At 62.5% G+C, this 21,160-nt stretch carries 22 protein-coding genes, 2 tRNA genes and 1 other RNA gene; 13 read left to right on the top strand and 12 right to left on the bottom strand.

Annotated elements, in window-relative coordinates:
- Positions 1–21: 21 nt before the first annotated feature.
- The 4 genes from rnpB (at position 22) to PQ627_RS17795 (ending at position 3,369) form a co-directional block, all read left to right on the top strand.
- Positions 22–410: RNase P RNA component class A (rnpB, locus tag PQ627_RS17810), an RNA gene on the top strand.
- A gap of 264 nt (positions 411–674) precedes the next feature.
- Positions 675–2,162, top strand: a complete 1,488-nt coding sequence (locus tag PQ627_RS17805; protein ID WP_274262745.1) for a glyceraldehyde-3-phosphate dehydrogenase — start codon at positions 675–677, stop codon at positions 2,160–2,162.
- Positions 2,163–2,236: 74 nt separating this feature from the next.
- Positions 2,237–2,446: a hypothetical protein gene (locus PQ627_RS17800; RefSeq protein ID WP_144659064.1), complete on the top strand. Its 210-nt coding sequence runs from the start codon at positions 2,237–2,239 to the stop codon at positions 2,444–2,446.
- Positions 2,447–2,568: 122 nt separating this feature from the next.
- Positions 2,569–3,369 carry an HNH endonuclease family protein gene (locus tag PQ627_RS17795; protein ID WP_274262744.1) on the top strand — a complete coding sequence of 267 codons (801 nt, stop codon included), beginning with the start codon at positions 2,569–2,571 and terminating at the stop codon, positions 3,367–3,369.
- Here the strand turns inward: PQ627_RS17795 and PQ627_RS17790 are convergent.
- From PQ627_RS17790 to orn, 4 genes are all read right to left on the bottom strand, one after another.
- Positions 3,354–4,166 (bottom strand): acyltransferase domain-containing protein, encoded by an 813-nt coding sequence (locus PQ627_RS17790; protein WP_274262743.1) that lies wholly within the window; start codon positions 4,164–4,166, stop codon positions 3,354–3,356. The genes PQ627_RS17795 and PQ627_RS17790 overlap by 16 nt on opposite strands.
- 3 nt (positions 4,167–4,169) lie before the next feature.
- Positions 4,170–4,742 (bottom strand): peptide deformylase, encoded by a 573-nt coding sequence (gene def, locus PQ627_RS17785; protein ID WP_144659061.1) that lies wholly within the window; start codon positions 4,740–4,742, stop codon positions 4,170–4,172.
- Positions 4,743–4,862: 120 nt separating this feature from the next.
- A tRNA-His gene (locus PQ627_RS17780) sits at positions 4,863–4,938 on the bottom strand.
- Between the two features lie 132 nt (positions 4,939–5,070).
- Complete coding sequence (gene orn, locus PQ627_RS17775) at positions 5,071–5,706, bottom strand: oligoribonuclease (protein WP_274262742.1); 636 nt, start codon at positions 5,704–5,706, stop codon at positions 5,071–5,073.
- Positions 5,707–5,853: 147 nt separating this feature from the next.
- Here orn and mptB point away from each other — a divergent pair, with 147 nt between their 5' ends.
- Positions 5,854–7,410 (top strand): polyprenol phosphomannose-dependent alpha 1,6 mannosyltransferase MptB, encoded by a 1,557-nt coding sequence (gene mptB, locus PQ627_RS17770; protein ID WP_274262741.1) that lies wholly within the window; start codon positions 5,854–5,856, stop codon positions 7,408–7,410.
- Between the two features lie 8 nt (positions 7,411–7,418).
- Here mptB and PQ627_RS17765 read toward each other — a convergent pair whose 3' ends face one another.
- On the bottom strand, positions 7,419–8,102 hold the full coding sequence (locus PQ627_RS17765; protein ID WP_274262740.1) for a DNA alkylation repair protein: 684 nt from the start codon (positions 8,100–8,102) through the stop codon (positions 7,419–7,421).
- A 40-nt stretch (positions 8,103–8,142) separates the two neighbouring features.
- Positions 8,143–8,706, bottom strand: a complete 564-nt coding sequence (locus PQ627_RS17760) for a single-stranded DNA-binding protein (protein WP_274262739.1) — start codon at positions 8,704–8,706, stop codon at positions 8,143–8,145.
- 219 nt (positions 8,707–8,925) lie between these two features.
- On the opposite strand from PQ627_RS17760, the gene PQ627_RS17755 reads away from it, so the two are divergent.
- Positions 8,926–8,998: transfer RNA gene (locus PQ627_RS17755), tRNA-Arg, on the top strand.
- 140 nt (positions 8,999–9,138) lie between these two features.
- Here PQ627_RS17755 and PQ627_RS17750 read toward each other — a convergent pair.
- On the bottom strand, positions 9,139–9,447 hold the full coding sequence (locus PQ627_RS17750) for a hypothetical protein (protein ID WP_274262738.1): 309 nt from the start codon (positions 9,445–9,447) through the stop codon (positions 9,139–9,141).
- On the opposite strand from PQ627_RS17750, the gene PQ627_RS17745 reads away from it, so the two are divergent.
- Together PQ627_RS17745 and ettA are read left to right on the top strand one after the other, a co-directional pair.
- Entirely contained in the window at positions 9,437–9,706 is a 270-nt protein-coding gene (locus PQ627_RS17745; protein WP_274262737.1) for a DUF6993 domain-containing protein, read from the top strand. The two genes, PQ627_RS17750 and PQ627_RS17745, sit on opposite strands and share 11 nt — an antisense overlap.
- Before the next feature lie 56 nt (positions 9,707–9,762).
- Complete coding sequence (ettA, locus tag PQ627_RS17740; RefSeq protein WP_144659038.1) at positions 9,763–11,445, top strand: energy-dependent translational throttle protein EttA; 1,683 nt, start codon at positions 9,763–9,765, stop codon at positions 11,443–11,445.
- Positions 11,446–11,503: 58 nt separating this feature from the next.
- Here ettA and PQ627_RS17735 read toward each other — a convergent pair whose 3' ends face one another.
- Positions 11,504–12,409, bottom strand: coding sequence for an acyl-CoA thioesterase (locus tag PQ627_RS17735; RefSeq protein ID WP_274262736.1), 906 nt, complete (start codon positions 12,407–12,409; stop codon positions 11,504–11,506).
- Positions 12,410–12,472: 63 nt separating this feature from the next.
- On the opposite strand from PQ627_RS17735, the gene PQ627_RS17730 reads away from it, so the two are divergent.
- The gene (locus PQ627_RS17730; RefSeq protein WP_274262735.1) at positions 12,473–13,150 is read left to right on the top strand and encodes a hypothetical protein; all 678 of its coding nucleotides are present in this window, start codon (positions 12,473–12,475) and stop codon (positions 13,148–13,150) included.
- On the opposite strand, the gene PQ627_RS17725 is transcribed toward PQ627_RS17730, so the two are convergent.
- Complete coding sequence (locus PQ627_RS17725) at positions 13,147–13,629, bottom strand: globin (protein WP_144659035.1); 483 nt, start codon at positions 13,627–13,629, stop codon at positions 13,147–13,149. The two genes, PQ627_RS17730 and PQ627_RS17725, sit on opposite strands and share 4 nt — an antisense overlap.
- The gene (locus tag PQ627_RS17720; RefSeq protein ID WP_274262734.1) at positions 13,622–14,320 is read right to left on the bottom strand and encodes a mechanosensitive ion channel family protein; all 699 of its coding nucleotides are present in this window, start codon (positions 14,318–14,320) and stop codon (positions 13,622–13,624) included. Before PQ627_RS17720 ends, PQ627_RS17725 begins: the two co-directional genes overlap by 8 nt.
- 87 nt (positions 14,321–14,407) lie before the next feature.
- Here PQ627_RS17720 and PQ627_RS17715 point away from each other — a divergent pair, with 87 nt between their 5' ends.
- Positions 14,408–15,406, top strand: coding sequence for an epimerase (locus PQ627_RS17715; protein ID WP_274262733.1), 999 nt, complete (start codon positions 14,408–14,410; stop codon positions 15,404–15,406).
- Here the strand turns inward: PQ627_RS17715 and PQ627_RS17710 are convergent.
- Together PQ627_RS17710 and pepN are read right to left on the bottom strand one after the other, a co-directional pair.
- Positions 15,403–15,882 carry an OsmC family protein gene (locus tag PQ627_RS17710; RefSeq protein WP_274262732.1) on the bottom strand — a complete coding sequence of 160 codons (480 nt, stop codon included), beginning with the start codon at positions 15,880–15,882 and terminating at the stop codon, positions 15,403–15,405. The genes PQ627_RS17715 and PQ627_RS17710 overlap by 4 nt on opposite strands.
- A 49-nt stretch (positions 15,883–15,931) precedes the next feature.
- Positions 15,932–18,493, bottom strand: coding sequence for an aminopeptidase N (pepN, locus tag PQ627_RS17705; protein WP_274262731.1), 2,562 nt, complete (start codon positions 18,491–18,493; stop codon positions 15,932–15,934).
- Positions 18,494–18,622: 129 nt separating this feature from the next.
- Here pepN and PQ627_RS17700 point away from each other — a divergent pair, with 129 nt between their 5' ends.
- From PQ627_RS17700 to PQ627_RS17690, 3 genes are all read left to right on the top strand, one after another.
- On the top strand, positions 18,623–19,627 hold the full coding sequence (locus PQ627_RS17700) for a hypothetical protein (protein ID WP_144659030.1): 1,005 nt from the start codon (positions 18,623–18,625) through the stop codon (positions 19,625–19,627).
- A 107-nt stretch (positions 19,628–19,734) separates the two neighbouring features.
- Positions 19,735–20,217, top strand: coding sequence for a ribose-5-phosphate isomerase (locus PQ627_RS17695; RefSeq protein WP_144659029.1), 483 nt, complete (start codon positions 19,735–19,737; stop codon positions 20,215–20,217).
- A complete protein-coding gene (locus PQ627_RS17690) occupies positions 20,217–21,104 on the top strand; it encodes an Fpg/Nei family DNA glycosylase (protein WP_274262730.1) in 888 nt (295 codons plus the stop codon). Before PQ627_RS17695 ends, PQ627_RS17690 begins: the two co-directional genes overlap by 1 nt.
- The last annotated feature ends 56 nt before the right edge of the window (positions 21,105–21,160 follow it).

Here is a 21,160-nt window from a genome sequence, read left to right as displayed (position 1 = left end):
GCCGGTAGACTGTACGGCGGATGGGTTGACCAGGCGGCCGCGCGTCACGAAAGTGGCTCGAGGAACGTCCGGGCTCCGCAGAGCAGGGTGGTGGGTAACGCCCACTCGGGGTAACCCGCAGGCCAGTGCCACAGAGAACAGACCGCCTGCGTTTCCGGTATTGCACCGGTTGCAGCAGGTAAGGGTGAAACGGTGGTGTAAGAGACCACCAGCTCCCCGGGTGACCGGGGAGGCTAGGTAAACCCCACCCGGAGCAAGGCCAGACAGGACACGTTCGAGGGCTGCTCGCCCGAGTGTCCGGGTAGGCCGCTGGAGGGCGTCGGCAACGGCGTTCGTAGATGGATGGCCGCCACTCCCTTGTTGGCAACGACAACGGATGACAGAACCCGGCGTATCGGTCAACCCATCCATTTATGACTGCCGGGATCACGGGCGTGTGAGTGATTTCACGCCTTCGGGACGACTATGCCCCGCCCTTCCCGCCTAGAATGGTTACTGAACGTAGATGTTCTGCCGCCGGGACTGCGTTCGCAGCCGGCGGATTTTCTTTGCTCTCGTTCAAGGCGCAGTGGGTGGACCGAAGCCCGCTGGCGCATGTGCCGCAGGACTACTCCGGGCGGCCGCTGCCATCTGCATACGAGGACGTATGTGGTTGACCCAAGGAAGGTAGTTCTGTGAGCCAGACGTCAGATTCTTGTCTTGATAAGTGGATGGGCCGGGAGGCTCTCGCCGAGGCCATGATTCCGGTGATCGGCCGGTTGTACCGGGAAAACAACGTGGTCACCAGCATCCACGGCCGGAGCTTGATCAACAAGTCCACCATGAACATCCTCAAGGCCCACCGCTTTGCACGCCGGATGAGCAACCACGAGCTCCTGCTCGAAGAGACCGCACCCCTTCTGAATGCCCTCTCTGAGCTGGAACTCGGCGCCGCTGCCATCGACATTGCGCGTTTGACGGAGAAGTACCGGGCAGAAGGCAATGGCGCCTCCCTGGACGAGTACTTGCGGTCCGAATTGGCCGAGATCGTGGGCAGGCGCGGCGCTGACGACCGCACCAGCACCGACGTCGTTCTTTACGGTTTTGGGCGCATCGGCCGCCTGCTGGCCCGCCTCCTGATCGAAAAGGCCGGTGGCGGCCACGGCCTCCGCCTGCGCGCCATCGTGGTTCGCAAAGGGGCAGACAACGACCTCGTCAAGCGTGCGAGCCTGCTGCGCCGCGACTCCGTCCACGGCTCCTTCGAAGGCACCATCCGCGTGGATGAGGAAGCCAACACCATCACGGCCAACGGAGTCCAGATCCAGGTCATCTACTCGGACAACCCCGCGACCGTCGACTACACCGCGTACGGCATCAAGGATGCGTTGGTTGTCGACAACACGGGACGTTGGCGCGACGCCGATGGCCTCTCCCAGCACCTGCAGAGCAAGGGCGTTGCCCGCGTCCTGCTGACCGCGCCAGGCAAGGGCGAGCTCAAGAACATCGTCCACGGCATCAACCACCGCGACATCAACGACGACGACAAGATCGTCACCGCGGCGTCCTGCACCACCAATGCCATCACCCCTGTGCTGAAGGCCATCAACGACAAGTTCGGCATCATTCACGGACACGTCGAAACGGTCCACTCGTTCACCAACGACCAGAACCTGATCGACAACTTCCACAAGGGCGACCGTCGTGGACGCTCGGCCGCACTGAACATGGTGATCACCGAGACCGGTGCTGCAAAGGCCGTCGCCAAGGCTCTTCCCGAACTGCAGGGAAAGCTCACCGGCAATGCCATCCGCGTACCCACGCCGGACGTCTCCATGGCCATCCTGAACCTCAACCTTGAGAACGGCACCACCCGCGAGGAAGTCAACGACTACCTCCGCGAGATGTCCCTGCACTCGGATCTCCGCAAGCAGATCGACTACATCGATTCCCCTGACGTAGTTTCCACCGACTTCGTTGGATCGCGCCGGGCCGGCATCGTTGACGGTCTCGCGACCATCTCCAACGACAAGAACCTCGTGCTGTACGTCTGGTACGACAACGAGTTCGGCTACTCCTGCCAGGTTGTCCGCGTCATGGAAGAAATGGCCGGTGTGAACCCGCCGTCCTTCCCCGCCAAAGACGTCATCGCTCCGATTGCTGTACTGGAAACTGCTGACGCCTGATACCCGATCAGTTCTCACGGGTTTCCCGGCCGGGTCACTGGAATCGGCCGGGAAACCTGAGCAGAATGGCACTCATGGACAACGAATCAACCATCGAACATGAGACCACGCTCGAACATGCCTTGGACGTGGCCAAGGCCAACCATAAGCAAGCCCAGAAGCTCCTGGACCAGGCAGTCGCGGCCAACGCTGCCGGAGACGTTTCCGACGAGCGCGTGGAGCAACTGCGCGGACTTCTGGAAGTGGCTGCCGAGGACCTTCAACGCGTGATGCGCGAGCAATAAAGGAGCCTACTTTCAGCCACGGTGCGGTGTGACTTCTCCTACACACTGTGGATACCGACTCTGACTGTCGGGGCCTTGCCATACGCTCGTAGGACACACCCTGCCCCACTGGATGGAGTCCCTTGAGCATCACCTGGTCCGCCTACAAACGCGCCCGACGTCGGTCACGCCAAGCATGGGCGGTTCTGGCCCTGGCCGCCGCCACCATTGCTGCGGGGCTGTCCTGGTTCTTCACCACGGGTCAATTCGATGCAGCCCAACCTGCGCAGTCCGGACCGAGTGAAGCTCCGGTCTACAACCCCGAGTGGATGAAACCTGTCCGCGGTGCAGCAGCGGTAGCCCCTGAAAAAGCTGCAGACGCCCTGGAGCGCCTTCAGGTCAAAGGCCGGGCGGCGAAATCGGACTACGACAGGGCCGCGTTCGGGCAGGCCTGGGCCGATGCGGACCGTAACGGCTGCGACACCAGGAATGACATCCTTCGCCGCGACTTGACGGCGGTCAAGTTCACGGAAGGTTCCTCCTGCAAAGTTGCTTCGGGCATGTTGAACGAGCCTTACACCGGGCGCCAAGTGTCGTTCCAGCGGGGGCAGGACACCAGCTCGGCGGTGCAAATTGACCACGTGGTGGCCTTGGCGGACGCTTGGCAAAAGGGAGCCCAGCAGTTGACCGTCCAGCAGCGGCAAACCCTCGCCAACGACCCCCTGAATCTGATCGCGGCCGATGGGCCGGCAAACGTCAAAAAGGGGGCAGGGGATGCCGCCACGTGGCTCCCCGCGAACAAGAACTTCCGCTGCCACTATGTCGCACGGCAAATTTCCGTCAAGACCGCATACCGCCTGTGGGTTACCCAGGCCGAGAAGGACGCCATGAAGGGCGTGCTCTCGTCCTGCCCCGGACAGCAAACGATCTACAGCGCCAGGTGACCGTGCCCCAGCTGCCAGGTGCCGCCGTCGTCGATCCGCTCCAGGACCACTCGCTGGAGGGACGTTTCGCGGGGGAGTCTGTCCAGGTCTTTCAATCCCCGTTGCCGGAAGGTGAAGTAGACAGCGTCGGTGGGAGCGTCCGTGCAGCGGTCAACGGTGAACCGCCGGGCAAAGGAGGCGATGTTGCTGTGTGGGAGCCGCTCGGCCAGATAGGGATCCAGCATCCATGAATCGCACGTGGCCACTGTTGCCGGCTTGTCCGCAAAGTGATGCGTGAAAAAGGCGCGGGCTTCGGCAAAGCTCTGGTCCACCAGGGCAGGGGAGAGGCCGCCGTCTTCCGGGATATGCACACCCAACACCCAGGACGAGGCAGCACCATCGGCTGGAACGAGGTGGAACTGCAGCCTGCCAAGCCGGAAGAGGTTGCCGGCCATATGCAGCGTCAGCCAACCCCACGTATCCAATCCGAACCGGCCGTGAACCCGCCGGTTGATCCGCAGCTGCAAGCCCACGTCGGCCAGTGACGCCGCCGAAACGGCAGGACTGATGCCCAACTCCAGGTGGTAGGCATGGACGGAGGGAGCGAAGCGCAGGAGTGCTTCGATCCAGGTTTCCTCCGATGCTCCCTCTGCCTTGATGCTTTCCAATGGAAAGGTGCCCAACCGCGCTGTCATGGCATCCAGGGCCTGCATCACGCTGGTGTCAGCGGGCGTGGACAGCAGACGTGCACACTCCGGCGCATCCTCGGCGCTGATGTCCAGAAGGGTAAAGAGCTCGGTGTGGGTGCCGGCGATCATGGGTTAGTGTCCGAACGGATCAGGGTCGACGCCGGGCATCCAGGTCAGGCCGGGCACGCCCCAGCCGTTCTTCTTGGCTTGCTTCATGGCCTTCTTCGAGTAGCGGTCCACCAGGCGGTTGACGTAGAGCTTGCCATCCAGATGATCGAACTCGTGCTGGATGATCCGGGCGAACCAGCCGGTCGCTTCGAATTCCACCGGGTTGCCATCGCCATCAAAGCCTTGGACCCGCGCCCATTCGGCTCGCTGCAATGGGTAGTACTCGCCGGGGAAGGATAAGCAGCCTTCAACGTCTTCATCCGGATCAGGAAGTGCGCCCGAGACCTTGGACAGGGTAAGTACCGGGTTGACCAGGACACCCTGCGGCGGGACGTCGTCCTCGTTGTCGTACTTGTAGACGAAGATGCGCTTGCCCACACCGATCTGGGGTGCCGCGAGTCCAACGCCGTTCGCGGCGTCATTCGTCTCGAACATGTCCGCGATCAAAGTCCGCAGTTCGTCGTCGAAGACTTCCACTTCACTTGCCCGGCGGTGCAAGACGGGTTCGCCCCAAATAGTCACTGGCAGGACGGTCATGTCGGTTCTTCCTCTGGTTATCGCTGGGGTCCGGGATGTTCCGGATCCGGGTTAAAAGCAAAGGCCGCACCGGATAACCGGTGCGGCCTTTGTGGAAACCGGCTCTGCAGCCAATCTCGGTGGGGTGAGCTACGGGGGTTGAACCCGCGACCTCCTGGACCACAACCAGGCGCTCTGCCAACTGAGCTAAGCCCACCATGTGCCCTCTGCGGCTAGTCCGTTTGACCGGCTTTCCTCGAAGGCAACGACAAATAGCTTACCTGCTGTTTTGGGGTGCAATGTCCACTTTTGCCGGTTTTGGCGAAAAAACCTTCAAAAATGGCGCAGATCACACTGCCTCGCTGGATCCCAGGGTTTCGGCACTGGCGATGATCTCCTTGGAAATGCGCTGGGCCGTGGCGGTGTCCGGGCCCGGAGCTGGAACAAAGACGGCCTCGCGGTAGTAGCGGAGCTCGTCGATGGAGTCCTTGATGTCACCCAGGGCGCGGTGGCCCCCGTGCTTTGCGGGCGACTGGAAGTAGGCGCGCGGGAACCAACGCCGTGAAAGCTCCTTGACGGTGCTGACATCAATAACGCGGTAGTGCAGGTGTTCCACGATGTTCGGCATGTCCCGCGCCAGGAACATGCGGTCCGTTCCCACGGAGTTGCCGCCCAAAGGGGCCTTGCGGGGATCCGGAACCCATTTCTCGATGTATTCCAGGACCTGGGCTTCGGCCTCGGCCATCGTCTTTCCGAACGGGAGCTCGTCCAGGAGTTTGGACCGGGTATGCATGTCGCGAACAAAATCGTTCATCTGTTCCAGCGCGGCATCATCGGGCTTGATGACGACATCGACGCCGTCACCGAGGATGTTGAGCTCGGAATCCGTCACCAGGGCGGCTACTTCGATCAAGGCGTCGTTCTTAAGGTCAAGACCGGTCATTTCGCAGTCGATCCAGACGATGCGTTCATTAGTAATAGGCACGCGCCTAGCCTATCCTTCCGGCCGTTCCAAGTGCTCCGATGGTACGATTTTTGAGCGCGGCAGTGTCGTTTCTTCCTGTCGCTTAAGCCCCGAAGACGCAGAACTTTTGTCCCGAAATTACCGGGCGAACGATTGGATGACGACCACATGACGGTGCCCGTACCCGCCGCCCAGAAGGCAGGGACAGCAGCGCCGACGGCGGATGCTGTAACCAGCGAGGTGGATAACGCACGTTCCCCGCTGATCGCCGGTTTCATTGGTTCGATGTTCATGGTGGTGGGTTCCCTGGGCGTGGGTTGGCTGGCGCCCGTGTCTGAACTCCGGCGGTTGCCGCTCTTTATCTGGATGCGGACCGAGGGCACAGGCGTCGCGCTCTCCATCGTTCTTCTGTCCATCGGCGGGATGCTGTTGGTGCGGGCCTGGCTGCGGTTGGGCCAACGTGTCCGGGTTTGGGGACTGGAAGCCCGGAAAGCCACGCTGCAGGCAGTGGTGGCTTGGGGTCTGCCCATGATGTTCACGGTCCCGTTGTTCAGCAGGGACGTTTACGCCTACATCGGTCAAGGCCGCCTCATGGTCGAGGGCATGAATCCGTACAAGAACGGTATCTCCGCCCTGCCCAATTACTTCCAGTTGGGTGCCGACAAGATGTGGACTGAAGCTCCGGTCCCGTACGGGCAGTTGTTCTTGTGGATCGAGCAGTTTGTCGTCTGGGTAACCAATGTTCAACCGGAGGCCAGCGTCATGCTTTTCCGGCTGGTTGCCTTGGTGGGGATTGTGCTTTGCATTGTGTACGTACCCAAGTTGGCGGAGCTTCACGGAGTCAATCCGCACCGTGCACTGTGGCTGACGGCGGCCAATCCGCTGTTCCTCACCAACTTCATCGCCAGCGTCCACAACGATGCCCTCATGATCGGCCTCGCTCTGGCCGGCCTCTACTACTGCGCGACCCGCCGGGTCATTCTGGGCATCGTCCTGGTGACTCTATCGATCTCCGTCAAGCCCATCACCATTGTGTTCCTGCCCTTCATCGGACTCCTGTGGGCGGGCAAAGGGGCGTCTTGGCCGCGAAAATTCCTGTATTGGTTCCTTACCGCGGGCATCAGCTTCGGGCTGCTGTACGCCCTGAGCCTGGTCAATGGCTTTGGGTTCGGCTGGATCAACGGACTCTCCGCTCCGGGCAGCATCTGGATCTGGTACGCGCCCGTGGGGCTGATCGGCTTGGTTGTCGCATCGATTGTCAACGTCTTTGGCCTGGACGGATGGGGCATGGCGAAGTGGGTTTACGACGCCGGAAAGGTCCTCATGGTTGGCGCCGTTGCCTGGCAGATCTTCCGCGGCGACTACGACCGCCTGATGCGTCGACTGACGCTGGCTTTTGCTGCAATCGTTATTCTCGCTCCGATGATCCAGTCCTGGTACGTGGTGTGGTTGATTCCGCTCTTCGCTGTTACAGGTATCCGCAACGACTGGCAGGTCAAGGCTGTCTACTTCATCGTGTCGTTCTTCATGGTGTACGCCATCTCCGACCAACTGGACGTCTTCCCGTACCTGCAAAGTGAAGACCTGGGGCTCGCCCTTACGTTGGCCAGGAATGCCGCCGCGATCATCGCGCTCCTCTTCGCCGTCTACCTGATCTTTGTGGATCCGAAAACCAAGAGTCTGTTCCGCAAGCGGGATGAGCCCGGACACCGTCCTGTCATTTGAGCAGCAGGTCATGCCGGCAAAAGCCGGGTTGCTTCCCGTCTGGATAATTGGCTCAGCGCCACAAGGTTCTCTTCGACAAAGCCGCGGACCCAGTCGGGATCAGTCTTGCTGTACTCGCGCAGTGCCCAACCGATGGCTTTCCGGATGAAGAACTCGTTGTCAGCCAGATTTGCTGTGACTACTTGAGCCAGGAGCTCGGTGTCCGTCGTGGATTTTGCTCCCAGTTGCGCCGTGATGGCTGCCCTGCGGATCCACATGTCCGCATCGTTGGCCCACCGAAGCAGCAGCGGGGTCATGACGTCCCGGTGGGCCAACAGAAGTGCGCAGATCCGGTGTGATACCCCATCTACGAGGTCCCACCAGGCGCCGGTCCGGATGATTTCCTCATAGATCGGCAGCATGCCCAGATCTCCCTTGACCATCCGCAGGCCGGTGAGGTCGATGGCCGCGTAGCGTTCTTCCCGGACCACGGCTTCCCGCCAGAGAGTCAGGACTGCCGTTCGCAACTCTTCCGGTGATGATGGGGGGAACTCCTTGACCACAGAGCTGACGATCCTGCGCACCTCCGGCACCCTGACGCCATGGGAAGGCATCTCGGACTTCATGTAGGCCTGGGCGCCACGGGCACGCTCGGCGTCGCCCGCGGCGCGCAACCTTGTACGAATGGATTCAACGAGGGCTGCAGTGGACATGCACCAACTCTAGGGTGGTTTCGGGATGCCGGGGGATCGTTCAAGCCCCGGCACCCACCAGTTCACCGGTTGTGGTGTTGACCATGAGGCCGCCGTCGCCCTCCGAATCCTCCAGCCCTGCCGGCACCGATTCATCTTCCGGTGGGACCTGGTCCTCGTCATTGTCGGCGGCGTTCCAGTCGCCTGCCGCTGGCGGATTGCCTGAGTCTTCCGTCACCGGGACTGACTCAAGGGGCGCCGGAGCGGTCCCGTTCATGCGGGTGAAGTTGGCTGAGCCCCACATGAGGTCATGGCCAACAGATTCAGCATCGATTTCCGCGACGTGGTAGATGCGGCCCTCATGCTCCCACTGCCTCAGGCGAAGCTTCCCAACGACCAGGACCCTTTGCCCTTTCTTGACGCTGCAGCCCACATGTCCGGCAAGGTAGCGAAATGACTGCACTGTATACCAATTGGTGTTGCCGTCCACCCAGGTGTTGCTGGCACGGTCGTAGCGCCGCTCGGTAGTTCCGAGGCGGAAAGATGCCGTTGCAGTGCCGCGGGCAGTGGTGGAACTCTTCACGTCCGAGGCCACGAAGCCCCTGACGGTGATGATGTCGTTCATTGGTGGTCCTTCACGATGTAGGGAAGTGCCTGTCCGGCTCTTTCAGCTTCATCGAGTGACCTTCGGGATGGCAGTACTGTCTTTTGCTATGTGAATAAGTGCCTGGTTGGGCCAGTTGTTGAGGAACAGTGGCGCCCGGAGCCCGGATGGCATGTGGCCGTGTGATGGCATGTAAACTCTTTGTGGCGCGGACGGCCCAGGTGGTCGTCGAGTCAGTGCGCCCCAGTAGCTCAGGGGATAGAGCAGCGGCCTTCTAATCCGCCGGTCGGGGGTTCGATTCCCTCCTGGGGCACCGTTCACCCTCCTTGGATCCTCTCCAAGGAGGGTGTGTTTCTTTAAGCGACGGACTCCGGGAAGACCTTCAGCTTCGCGGATACGTGTTGCCGCGTGGCGGCAGATTGCCGCTACCCATTTCTGTGAATGGCACAATGGCTAGGTGATACGCAGGGGAACCACACCGAAACCTGACCGGGCTGCACCGGCATCCACCACCAGCATCCGGCTTGCAGGAGGGGCGTTGATGCTTGCCTCGGCAATCATCATGATGACGGCTTGCACGGGGGCGCCGGCCTCTCCCACACCCGCAGGTGGTTCGTCGACGCAGCCCGCGGCCACGTCGAGCCCAAGCGCCAACAGCACGACTCCGTCGACAGGCACCGAAGCCGGTCCCAGTGCCAGCACCCGACCCTCGGAAAGTCCCGATCCTGCTGTCCTGGCAACCACGAAAACCGTGGAGTCCACACTGAAGAACCTGGTGGCCGGCAATCCCAAACCGGACCGGGAATCGCTGCGGTCTGCCCTGGTGTCGGCCGGAATCCCTGAGGGCAACCTCGAGGTGTCGATCAGCCGCACACCGACAGGCCTCGACGTCGATGCCATGGAGGCGGCCGCGTTGTCCGGTAAGTCCTGCGTCATGGGCCAGATACGTGACGGAGGCGTCGTGATGACCGTGCTGCCCGTTCTGGCGACGGGGAAGTGCTTCGTAGGGGACGCCCGCTAGTTCACCCGCGCTGTGCGAATGTGAGTTATGTACGCCTACCCATTAGATTTAAAGGCATGGCGGAATTCATTTACACGATGACCAAGGCTCGCAAGGCCGTTGGCGACAAACTTATTCTGGACGACGTCAGCATGTCGTTCTACCCCGGCGCGAAGATTGGCGTCGTCGGCCCGAACGGTGCTGGCAAGTCCACCATCCTCAAGATCATGGCCGGACTGGACACCCCTTCCAACGGCGAGGCCCGCCTGAGCCCCGGATACACCGTGGGCATCCTCCTGCAGGAACCGCCGCTGAACGAGGAAAAGACCGTTCTGGGCAACGTCCAGGAGGGCGTTGGCGAGATCTACGGCAAGATCCAGCGCTTCAACGAAATCTCCGAAGAGATGGCCAATCCGGACGCGGACTACGACACGCTGCTCGATGAAATGGGCAAGCTCCAGGAAGCCATCGATGCCGCTGACGCCTGGGACATCGACTCCCAGCTTGAGCAGGCCATGGACGCACTGCGTTGCCCGCCTGCAGATGCCGACGTCACCGTCCTCTCCGGTGGTGAACGTCGCCGCGTCGCCCTGTGCAAGCTCCTGCTGCAGAAGCCTGACCTCCTGCTCCTTGACGAACCCACCAACCACTTGGACGCCGAGAGCGTTCTGTGGCTCGAGCAGCACCTGTCCCAGTACCCCGGTGCTGTCCTCGCCGTCACCCACGACCGTTACTTCCTGGACCACGTGGCTGAATGGATCGCAGAAGTGGACCGTGGCCACCTCTACCCGTACGAGGGCAACTACTCCACCTACCTGGAGAAGAAGAAGGCACGCCTTGAGGTTCAGGGCAAGAAGGACGCAAAGCTTTCCAAGCGCCTGAGCGAGGAACTTGAGTGGGTACGCTCCAACGCCAAGGGCCGCCAGACCAAGTCCAAGGCTCGTTTGGCCCGCTACGAGGAAATGGCTGCCGAGGCCGAGCGCACCCGCAAGCTGGACTTCGAAGAGATTCAGATTCCGCCGGGACCGCGCCTTGGGTCCTTGGTGATCGAAGCCAAGGACCTGAAGAAGGGCTTCGATGACCGCGTTCTGATCGAGGACCTCTCCTTCTCCCTTCCCCGCAACGGCATTGTTGGCGTCATCGGTCCCAACGGTGTGGGCAAATCGACACTGTTCAAGACCATCGTCGGGTTGGAACCGCTCGACGGCGGCGACCTCAAGATCGGCGAGTCGGTAAAGATCTCCTACGTCGACCAGTCGCGTGGCGGCATCGACCCCAACAAGACCCTGTGGGAGGTTGTTTCCGAAGGCAATGACTTCATCCAGGTGGGTCAGGTCGAAATGCCTTCCCGTGCCTACGTCTCGGCCTTCGGCTTCAAGGGCCCGGACCAGCAGAAGAAGGCCGGAGTCCTCTCCGGTGGTGAGCGCAACCGCCTGAACCTGGCACTGACGCTCAAGCAGGGTGGCAACCTCCTGCTTCTTGACGAACCCACCAACGACCTCGACGTCGAAACCCTGAGCAGCCTTGAGAACGCCCTTCTCGAATTCCCGGGCTGCGCCGTGGTGGTTTCGCACGACCGCTGGTTCCTGGACAGGGTGGCAACGCACATCCTCGCCTACGAAGGTGACGACGAGAACCCGTCCAGGTGGTACTGGTTCGAGGGCAACTTCGATTCGTACGAGGAAAACAAGGTGGAGCGCCTGGGCCCCGATGCTGCCAAGCCGCACCGCGTGACTCACCGTCGCCTCACCCGCGACTAGTACGAAAAAGAAGAGGCCGGACCCTGCTGGGACCGGCCTCTTCTTTTGCCTCACCAGGCTACGGGATCCTGACCATGCCTTCCTGGGCCACCGTGGCGACATGCACGCCGTCGCGGTTGAAGATCCTGCCCGTGGCCAATCCGCGGGCTCCTTGGGCGCTGGGGGACTCCTGTACGTACAGCATCCACTCATCCACCTTCACGGGCCGGTGCCACCACATGGCGTGGTCGAGACTGGCAACGCTCATGCCCGGCGTCATCCAGGACAGGCCGTGCTTGCGGAGGATGGGTTCAAGCAGCGTGTAGTCGCTGGCGTAGGCCAAGGCGGCGATGTGCAGCTGGGGATCATCGGGGAGCGGGCCCATGGTTTTCATCCAGACGGCGTTGGTGGCCACGTGCTCGCTTGGTGGGGAGACGTAGAGCGCGGGGTCGATGTGGCGGACATCGAAGGGGCGCTCGGAGGACATATGCCGCGCCAGCGGGTGGTCAAAGTGGGACAGCAGTTCGGCAGTGCTGGGCAGTGTTTCGGGATCCGGGATGCCTTCGGGCATGGTTGCCTGATGATCCAGGCCGCCGTCTTCGACCTGGAACGAGGCAATCATCGAAAGGATGGGGACGCCGTCCTGGTAGGCATGCACGCGGCGGGCGGAAAAGGAACGGCCATCGCGCAGCCGTTCAACACCAAAGGTGATGGGCTTGTTCGCGTCGCCCGGACGCAGGAAGTACCCGTGCATGGAGTGCGCCACCCTGTCAGGTTCGACAGTGCGCATTCCTGCCATCATGGACTGGGCGAGAACCTGCCCGCCAAAAACACGATGCCGGGGCTGCTTCTGTGATGGGCCGAGGAAGATGTCCTCGTTGGTCCGTGCTCCGTCAAAGTCACCGAGGTCCAGCAGGCCTATCAGTACTTCCATGGGGTCTTCTGCGGGTGCTTCCACCTGGAGGCCAGCGTTCGTCTCAGTCATGGTTCGACTTTAGACGCCGCTCCGACCCCTCTCAACCGCGGACATGCCGGTAGAGTCGATGATGTGACAGACGTTCTGACCCAGTCCTTCCGCTTCGCCGATCCCCGGGACCTCGCTGATTTGCGGACCTTCGTCACCCGGGCAAAGAGCATTGACGACGGCGCCATCCGCCTCCAGGCCGCAGGCAACGTGCTCGCTGCCTACGTTTGCGTTCTCAGGCCCCGGATTCTGGGGGAATCGACTCCCACGATCCTTGGCCTCCGCACCATGGCCCTCGCGGAGCCGGCACAGGCGGACGTTACAGTGGCGCTGGCCTCCATTACGGACCGTTTGGCCCGCTCAGGCGCCGATGACGTCGAACTGCCCGTGCCGCCGTCGACCGTTTCGGAGTCATGGGCCGGTGTCAGTGCGCCGCGAAGCGGCTGGGAAGCCCAGGGGACAATGTCCGACGCCGACCTGAGGGCAGCAGCCGAAGCCGGCATTGCGGAGGTGGCCGGCGTTATTCCCGCCTCAGCGGGTGCTGCAGTGGTTAATACGGTACGGGCTGCCGTGTGGGGCCGTACGCTTCCTGGCGAAGGCTCGCTGCCTGCGGGGGCAGCGTTCGCGGCGTTCGCCCTGGGGTTCCTTGGCGACGACGCCCAACAGGTCTTCCGCAACGGACGGTGGTACCGGCTGAGCGGACCCCGCGGCCATGTGCTGGTGCGCACGGGCGCGGGGCTCGGACTCGGTTTTTCCGTCTAGTTCCCTGGGCCGGTTGACGGGCTGTTGACCATGGTCAACGCCGCCCGTTCCATGTAGTCCCAAAGCGTTCCCTCATGCAGCGGCGAAAGGTCCAGCGAATCCACGGCCGCCCGCATGTGGAACAGCCACCGGTCCTTTGCCTCTGGCGTCACCTGGAAAGGCATGTGCCGCATGCGCAGCCGGGGGTGGCCGCGTTCCTCGCCGTACGTGGTGGGTCCGCCCCAGTATTGCTCCAGGAACATCAGGAAACGACGCTTGGCCGGGCCAAGGTCCTCTTCGGGATACATGGGCCGCAGCAGTGGATCAGTGGCCACGCCGTCGTAAAAGACATCAATCAGCTTGACGAACGTTTCATGCCCGCCGACGGCAGCGTAGAAACTGTCGGTATAGACAGGCTGGCTGAAGGGATCGTTCTGCATCAGCTGGCGTCGAGGACCTGCCTGCGGCGACTGCGGTTCTCCGCTTGCGGTGTTACTCATTGGATTTCTCCTCGGCTTTGGCGATGCGCGGTGCGCCGGCTGTGACGGGCGCCGCTGTCGCGCCTGGTTCGGCGGGCGTATCGGGTGAATCCAGCGGCACATAGTCTCCTTGGGAACGGTTCCCAACCCGCAGGATTTCACCGTTCCGGAGGTACCAAATGGCCCCGTCCTCGGCACGGACGCGGGTAATTCGCAGGCCCACGGATTCAACGGTACCAATGACTTCGCCGGTGACAATCACGTCGCCAATGCCGTACTGGTCCTCGATGGTGATGAAGATCCCCGCGAGGAAGTCCCGGATCAGCTGCTGGGCGCCAAAACCGATGGCGACACCGAGGATACCCACGCTGGTCAGCAGCGGAGCGACGTCGACGTTCATGAACTTGAGGACGTAGATAATGACGATCACCACCACCACGACACTCACCAGGCTGGTGAGCAGCGAGCCGATGGTCTCAGCCCGCTGGGAACGGCGTTCGTGGTCCAGCGCACGGATGGCCGGCTGCACCCATTTGAAATGCGCCTTCTTGAAGAAGGAACTGCCGGCGGATACACGCCGGGTGATCCGCAGGATGATGAAGCGTGCCACCACCCACACCAACAGGCCAATGCCAACGGTGATGAGGATGGACACGAGGTCGATCTTTTCGGGTTCGATGTTGATGGCTTCCGCAAGGGGGATGAAGGTCAAAGTGGTAAAACTCCTTGTGGTCGGCCCGTGTTCGCCGGGCGCGGAACACTCTGTCCACGTTTAACCCTAGCGCCGTAGCGTGACGGTATGCGCATCCTGGTCCTCGGAGGTACTGCCTTCCTGTCAGCAGAAACAGCCCGGCAGGCGGTGGCCGCCGGGCATGATGTCACCTGTTTTGCCCGGGGTTCTTCGGCCGGCCCGCCCGACGGCGCCAACTGGGTGCGGGGCGATCGCGCCTTGGGTGCAGCAGCCTATGCGGAATTGGCAGGTGGCTGGGACGCGGTGGTGGACGTATCCAGGGATCCGGTCCAGGCCCGGGATGCGTTGGAGGTGCTGGGACCAGTCACAGAGCACTGGACGTTCGTCTCCAGCTGTTCTGTGTACGCGGATCACTCAGTACCCGGTGCGGACGAAAGCGCCGCGTTGCTGGAGCCACTGCCTGCAGGAGAGGCCGGCACGCCCGAAAAGTACGGCGAGTCGAAGTCCGCCATCGAACAAGAGACCATCTCGCTGGTGGGGGAGAAGGCCCATCTGGTCCGCGCAGGATTGATCGGTGGCCCTGGCGACACCAGTGATCGTTACGGTTATTGGCCGGCCCGTTTCGCCGTGGACAGCGGCACCGTCCTGCTGCCTGACATCCCGGATGCACCCACCCAGATCATTGACGTTAGGGACCTGGCTGCCTGGATTCTTCAGGGCGCGGAGAGCAAACTCACTGGAGCGTACAACGCCCTCGGGGATGTGGTGCGGTTCGGAGACTATGTCGACCAATGCCGCGCTGAGGCAGGTTTCGGCGGAGCCGATGTTATCAGTGCATCCGAGGACTGGCTCGTGGAGCAGGGCGTGGATTACTGGGCTGGACCCGATTCCTTGCCGCTATGGCTGCCGCCGGATCACGGAGGTTTCCAGGCCCGTTCCAACACAGCAGCCAAAAGCCGGGGGATGGTGTTGCGCCCGTGGCAGGAAACGCTCGCCGCAACGTTGGCCGATGAGCGCAGGCGCGGACTGGAGCGGGAGCGCAAGGCCGGACTCAGCCGGGGAACCGAACAAAAGCTCGTGGCGCTCTGGCGGGAGCAGCAGCGCTAGGCGGGTGACGCCGTCGTCGTCGGTTCGTGGTGGACAGGGAAGTTCACGCTCCTGGCGATGAAGCAGACCTGGTTTGCTTCGTGATGCAGCTGCGCCATCAACTGCGCGTGAGACGGATCGGTGATGGTGACGTTCGGCTTGAGTGTCACGCTTTCGAATTGGCCGCTGCCGTCACGATTGAGTTTCATCAGCCCCTCGGCCTGGTCTTCGTAGGCCGTGACCACCACACCATGCTTGACCGCGACGTGCAGGAAAGACAGCATGTGGCACTGCGACAGAGCCGCGAGCAACAACTGCTCAGGGTTGTAGCGCGTCCGGTCACCGTGGAAGGTGGGATCAGAGGATCCCTTCAACGTCGGCAGCCCGCTGATCTCGATGTCGTGGTCCCGCGAGTACGCGCGGTAGCTGGCGGTTCCGTCCCCGAGGTTTCCGGTCCAGCGGACAGTGAGCGCGTAGTAGTGTTCATTGAGCCCCATGCGGACAGTCTAGCCAAGCGCAGCTGACTGTCCGCACGGGCCACTGAGCCTAGCTGTCAGCTGCCCTTGCTCGAAGGGCGCGGGCTACGCCGTCGCGGTTTTCCAGCATCATCCGGCGAAGCGCCGCACTTTCCTCAGGAAGGCCCGCCAGGAACTCGTCGGTGCGGTCTACGATCTCTTGCGTGGTGAGCTGGGCCGGGTAGAGGCCCACCACGATCTGTTGGGCGAGGGCGTGGGTCCGTTCCTTGACTACCCCGGGCACGGCCTGGAAGTACTTCTCCGCGTAGGGTTCCAGCAGGGAAGTGTCCGCCACGCGCATGAAGCCTGCCACCGCGGAGGACTGAAGTGCGTTCGAGAGTTCTCCCTTGACCACGATCGACTCCCACGCTGCCGCCTTGGCTTCCGGGGTAGGAATGGCCGCCTTGGCCTGTGCGGCAGCGTTCTGGCCGTTGGAAGTGTTGTCACGGGCAAGTTCTTCGTCAATGCGTTCCTGGCCTTGGCGGCCGCCTGCGACAAGGGCGGTCAGCAACTCCCAACGCATGTCCTGGTCAACAGTGAGCCCGTCGAGGGTGTCTGTTCCGTCGAGGAGGGCCTGCACGCGGTCCAGTTGTGCCTGGCTGCGGGCGAGCTGGGCGTAGGATTTGGCGAATTGCAGCTGGGCGTCGGAGCCGGGCTCCACTGAGGCTGCAAGGTCCCACAGTGTGTCCGCCGCTGCGATGGTGGTCTCCTGTTTGTGTTCGGCGGCGACGTAGTAGGTCAAGGTCGTTGCAAGCTGGCGCAGTTGGACCAGGATCACCGAGGAGTCTGTTTCGTGCGCGATGTTGGCCAGGATCAGGTCCACATAGCCACGCGCGGGCGTTTCGCCGTCGCGGGCAGCATCCCACGCCGAGCCCCACACCAGGGTGCGGGGCAGGCTGGCCGCGAAGTCCTTCAGGTGCGCTTTGGCAGTTTCCAGGCTTTCGGGATCCAGCCGGACCTTGGCGTAGGCGAGGTCGTCATCGTTGAGCAGGATCAGGTCCGGACGGGTAAGTCCCGTCAGAGCCGGGACCTCGGTGCGGGGACCGTCCACGTCGAGCTCCTCGCGGTGCGTGCGTTCCAGGGCACCCTCGGCGGATACCGAATAGAAGCCGACGGCAAGGCGGTGCGGGCGCAGTGTGGGCTGTTCTCCGATGGCGGTCTGCAGGATGGCGAAACCGGTGATCGTGCCGTCGGAGCCGACTGACAGCTCGGGCGTAAGGGTGTTCACCCCCGCGGTCTCAAGCCAGAGCTTGCCCCACTGGTCAAGGTCGCGTCCTGACGCCGCTTCAAGTTCCACCATGAGGTCAGCGAGCTCCGTGTTCTTCCAGGCGTGCTTGCTGAAATAGCTCCTGACTCCGGCCATGAACTGCTCGGGGCCTACCCAGGCCACCAGCTGTCGCAGGACAGAGGCGCCCTTGGCGTAGGTGATGCCGTCGAAGTTGACCTCCACGTCCTCGAGGTTGTTGATCTCGGCGAAGATCGGGTGGGTAGTGGGAAGCTGGTCCTGCTTGTAGGCCCAGGACTTCTCAACGGAGGCGAAGGTGGTCCACGCGTGGTCGAACTCGGTGTTTTCCACTGCTGCCAGGTGTGACATGTATTCGGCGAAGGACTCATTGAGCCAGAGGTCGTTCCACCAGCGCATGGTGACAAGGTCGCCAAACCACATGTGCGCCAGTTCATGCAGGACCGTGATGGCCCGCCGTTCGATCTGTGCTCCGGTGACCTTGCCCCGGAAGACGTAGCCCTCAAGGATGGTCACGGCGCCTGCATTTTCCATGGCGCCGGCATTGAACTCGGGGACGAACAATTGGTCGTACTTTTCAAACGGGTACGGGCAGCCGAACTGGGCCTCGAAGAATTCGAAGCCTTGGCGGGTCAGCTCAAAGATGTTGTCCGCGTCGAGGTACTGCATCAGGGACTTGCGGGCGAACACTCCCAGCGGAATGACCCTGCCGTCCGAACTGGTGACCTCGGACCGGACGGACTGGTACGGGCCTGCAATCAACGCGGTGACATAGGAAGACAAGCGCGGAGTGGGAGCGAATTCCCAGACCGACCGGGCACTTCCGTCCGCACCAGGGGTGGTTTCGGAGGGAACCGGAGTGGGGGAGTTGGAAACAACGTCCCAGTGCGACGCTGCTGTGACCTTGAACGTGAAGCTGGCCTTCAGGTCCGGTTGTTCGAAGACGGCAAACATGCGCCGCGAGTCGGGTACTTCGAACTGGGTGTAGAGGTAGGCTTCCCCATCCACGGGATCCACGAAGCGATGAAGGCCCTCACCGGTGTTCATGTAGGGGGCATCTGCCACTACCGTGAGCTCGTTCTCAGCTGCAAGTCCAGGCAGTTGGATGCGAAGGCCGTCGGAAACGTCCGCGGGATCCAGCTCTTTACCGTTAAGCGTCACGCTGTGGACGGTTTTGGTGATGGCATCAATGAACGTCGATGCTCCCGGCGTGGCGGAAAACCGGACGGTGGTGGTGGATCCGAAAACTTCCGCCCCTTTCGTCAGGTCCAAGGTGACGTCGTAGGAGTCGACAGTGAGCAGTTTGGCGCGGTTCGCGGCTTCATCGCGCGTGAGGTTCAGGCCTGGCAAGTGGTGCCTCCGGGAATCGGGATGACCGGCCGGTCCGCCGGCCGCTGGTATGAAGTTATTCTTTCACTCCGAGGGCGGAAGGCAAGGAGTGATCGCCACAGTGTCGCTCCCACGGAGTAGCGTTGGGATATGGGAACGATCCGCGAAAAACTCGACTTCCGCGCCTTGAGGTTCGCGGTTGCTTTTCCACTGCTGCTCGCCATTGGCTTCATGGTGTGCGCCCAGATGCTGCGCAATGATCTTCCCAATCCCGTCGCGGTCATGTGGAGTGCCGACGGCGGCACGTCCTTTGCGCCTTTCGGCGCCTATGTAACAGTCGGCGCAGCGCTGATCACCTTGTGTGGGTGGGCGGTGTTCCTGCAAGCCGTCCCCATTTCCAGGCCAGTCATCATGCGGCGGGTGATGATGGGTGTTGGGCTGATGGTCAGCCTGTTCATCACTACCGTGCTCGCGGCCGGACTGGTAGGCCAAACCGGGGCAGTGGATGCCCGCGGGACCCATGTGGACCCCATTGTGCTGGCCATGGGCAGTGGAGCGGCGTTGGCGCTGGGCGTCGTCATGATGTTCGCTTTCAAGCCCGACCCCCGCTGGACAAGGGAAGATGACGCCGCGCTGCAGCAGGAGTTGGCACTCCTGGCGGACCCGGATCTGGCCCGCGACAGCCTCAGAATGTGGGTGCACGCCCGCAGCTCGGTTTTCGTCATGATCATGGTGTCGGCGGTCTTTCCCGCTGCCTTGATTGCCATTGCGGTGCCGTGGCTTGGGGCGCTTGTAGCCGTAGCAGCACTGGTTGGTGCCGGGTTCCTGTTTGCCAGGGTCCGTGCTGACAGGGGCGGCTTGCAGGTGTTCGCTGGAGGCATCGTGCGGGTCCTGACCGTTCCCGCCGTCGAGATTTCCGCGGCTGCCGCGGCAGAGGTCAAAGCAGCCGATTACGGCGGGTGGGGCCTGAGGCACCATGACGACGCCACCGCAATGCTGGTCGGCAGTGGCCCTGCAGTAGTAGTCAGGAAACTCAACGGAGGCCGCGTTGCCTTGAGCGCTGGCACGCTTGCTTCTGCTGACAGGCTTGCCGGCATCCTCAACCGGGCTGCGCACCGGGCGCGTGATGACGGGCAGGCCCCGCAACCCCGGTAGCGGTAATCTAGGTAGCGCATCCCTCAACGCCGCGCCCGGCAGATGCTGTGCCGCTGCCCAGAGCCGCCGCCAGCGCCGCACGGCGCCCAGAAAAGAATGGACTTTCCGTGACTACACCCCGCGTCCACATCGCCACCGACCACGCTGGAATGGAACTGAGCGCACACCTGGTCAGCCACCTCACAGCGAAGGGCTACGAAGTAGTGGACCACGGCCCCAAGGAATACGACGCACTGGATGACTACCCGTCGTTCTGCATCAATGCGGCCGTTGCGGTCGTCGCAGACCAGCAGGCGGGTGTTCACGCCCTGGGCATCGTGCTGGGCGGATCGGGAAACGGTGAGCAGATCGCGGCGAACAAGGTCAAGGGAGTTCGTGCAGCGCTGGTGTGGAACCTTTCCACCGCAAAACTGGCCCGCGAACACAACGACGCGAATGTCGTGGCCGTGGGCGGCCGCCAGCACACAGTGGAGGAGGCAACCGAACTTATCGAGGCTTTCCTGCAGGAACCCTTCAGCAATGATGAGCGACACGTGCGCCGCATCGGCAAGATCGCCGTGTACGAAACCACCGGCGAAATCGTCCCGTAGTGCCGGAGGGGCATTCGGTCCATAGGCTTGCCCGCCAATTCCAGGATGTCTTTGGCGGCCAGCGCTTGGAAGTTTCCAGTCCGCAGGGACGTTTTGTTGCCGGGGCGCAGCTGTTGACAGGGCACACCATGGTGGAGGCCCTGGCCCACGGCAAACAATTCTTCCTGAGATTCGATCACGGGCTGTTTCTCCATGTCCACCTGGGGCTGTACGGTGCCTGGAGCTTTGGAGGAGACAGTACCTTTACCGGTTCCTCCAGTATCGGGGCTCCCCGCCGCATCGGTGAGCGTGAAAGCGGTGCAGGCCAGGATGGCGGTCAGTACACGGGGCCGCCGCCGCCCGTTGGGGCCGTCCGCGTCCGCTTGGTGTCCGAACACGGCTGGGCGGATCTCAGGGGTGCTACCACCTGCGCGGCGATCACCGCAGCCGAGGCGGAAGCGGTCATGGATCGCCTGGGGCCTGATCCCCTCCATAACCGGCCGGGGGACCGGGAGGAATTCATCGGGCGCCTGCGCCGCCGCAAGACGGCAGTTGCCCTGCTGATGATGGACCAGTCCGTGCTGGCAGGGGTAGGCAACATCTACCGGGCCGAGGTGCTCTTTCGGCAGGCGGTGGATCCGTGGACGCCTGGGAACGGCATCGATATCGAAACGGCAGGCCGGTTGTGGGACGACACCGTCAGGACCATGGCCGACGGCGTCCGCGACGGCCGGATTGTTACGACGCCTTCGTCACTCTGGAGCGAAGGTGGGGTACTGCCGTCCGACGCCGATGCCCACTTTGTCTATAAGCGCGAGGGAATGCCCTGCCGGGCTTGCGGCACCCTGGTGGGGGTGACCGAAATAGGAGCGCGGAAACTCTACTGGTGCCCTGGCTGCCAGGTGTAGAAAAGCCTTGGTATCCGGTGAATACGCCGGATGCGACGGCAAAAAGAAAAGGCCCC

Origin of the sequence: Paenarthrobacter sp. AB444 (assembly GCF_028736865.1) — a bacterium.
GTDB lineage: Bacteria > Actinomycetota > Actinomycetes > Actinomycetales > Micrococcaceae > Arthrobacter > Arthrobacter nicotinovorans_B.
Note: the sequence above shows the minus strand (reverse complement) of the source record. Positions and strands in the feature narration are given on the sequence as shown.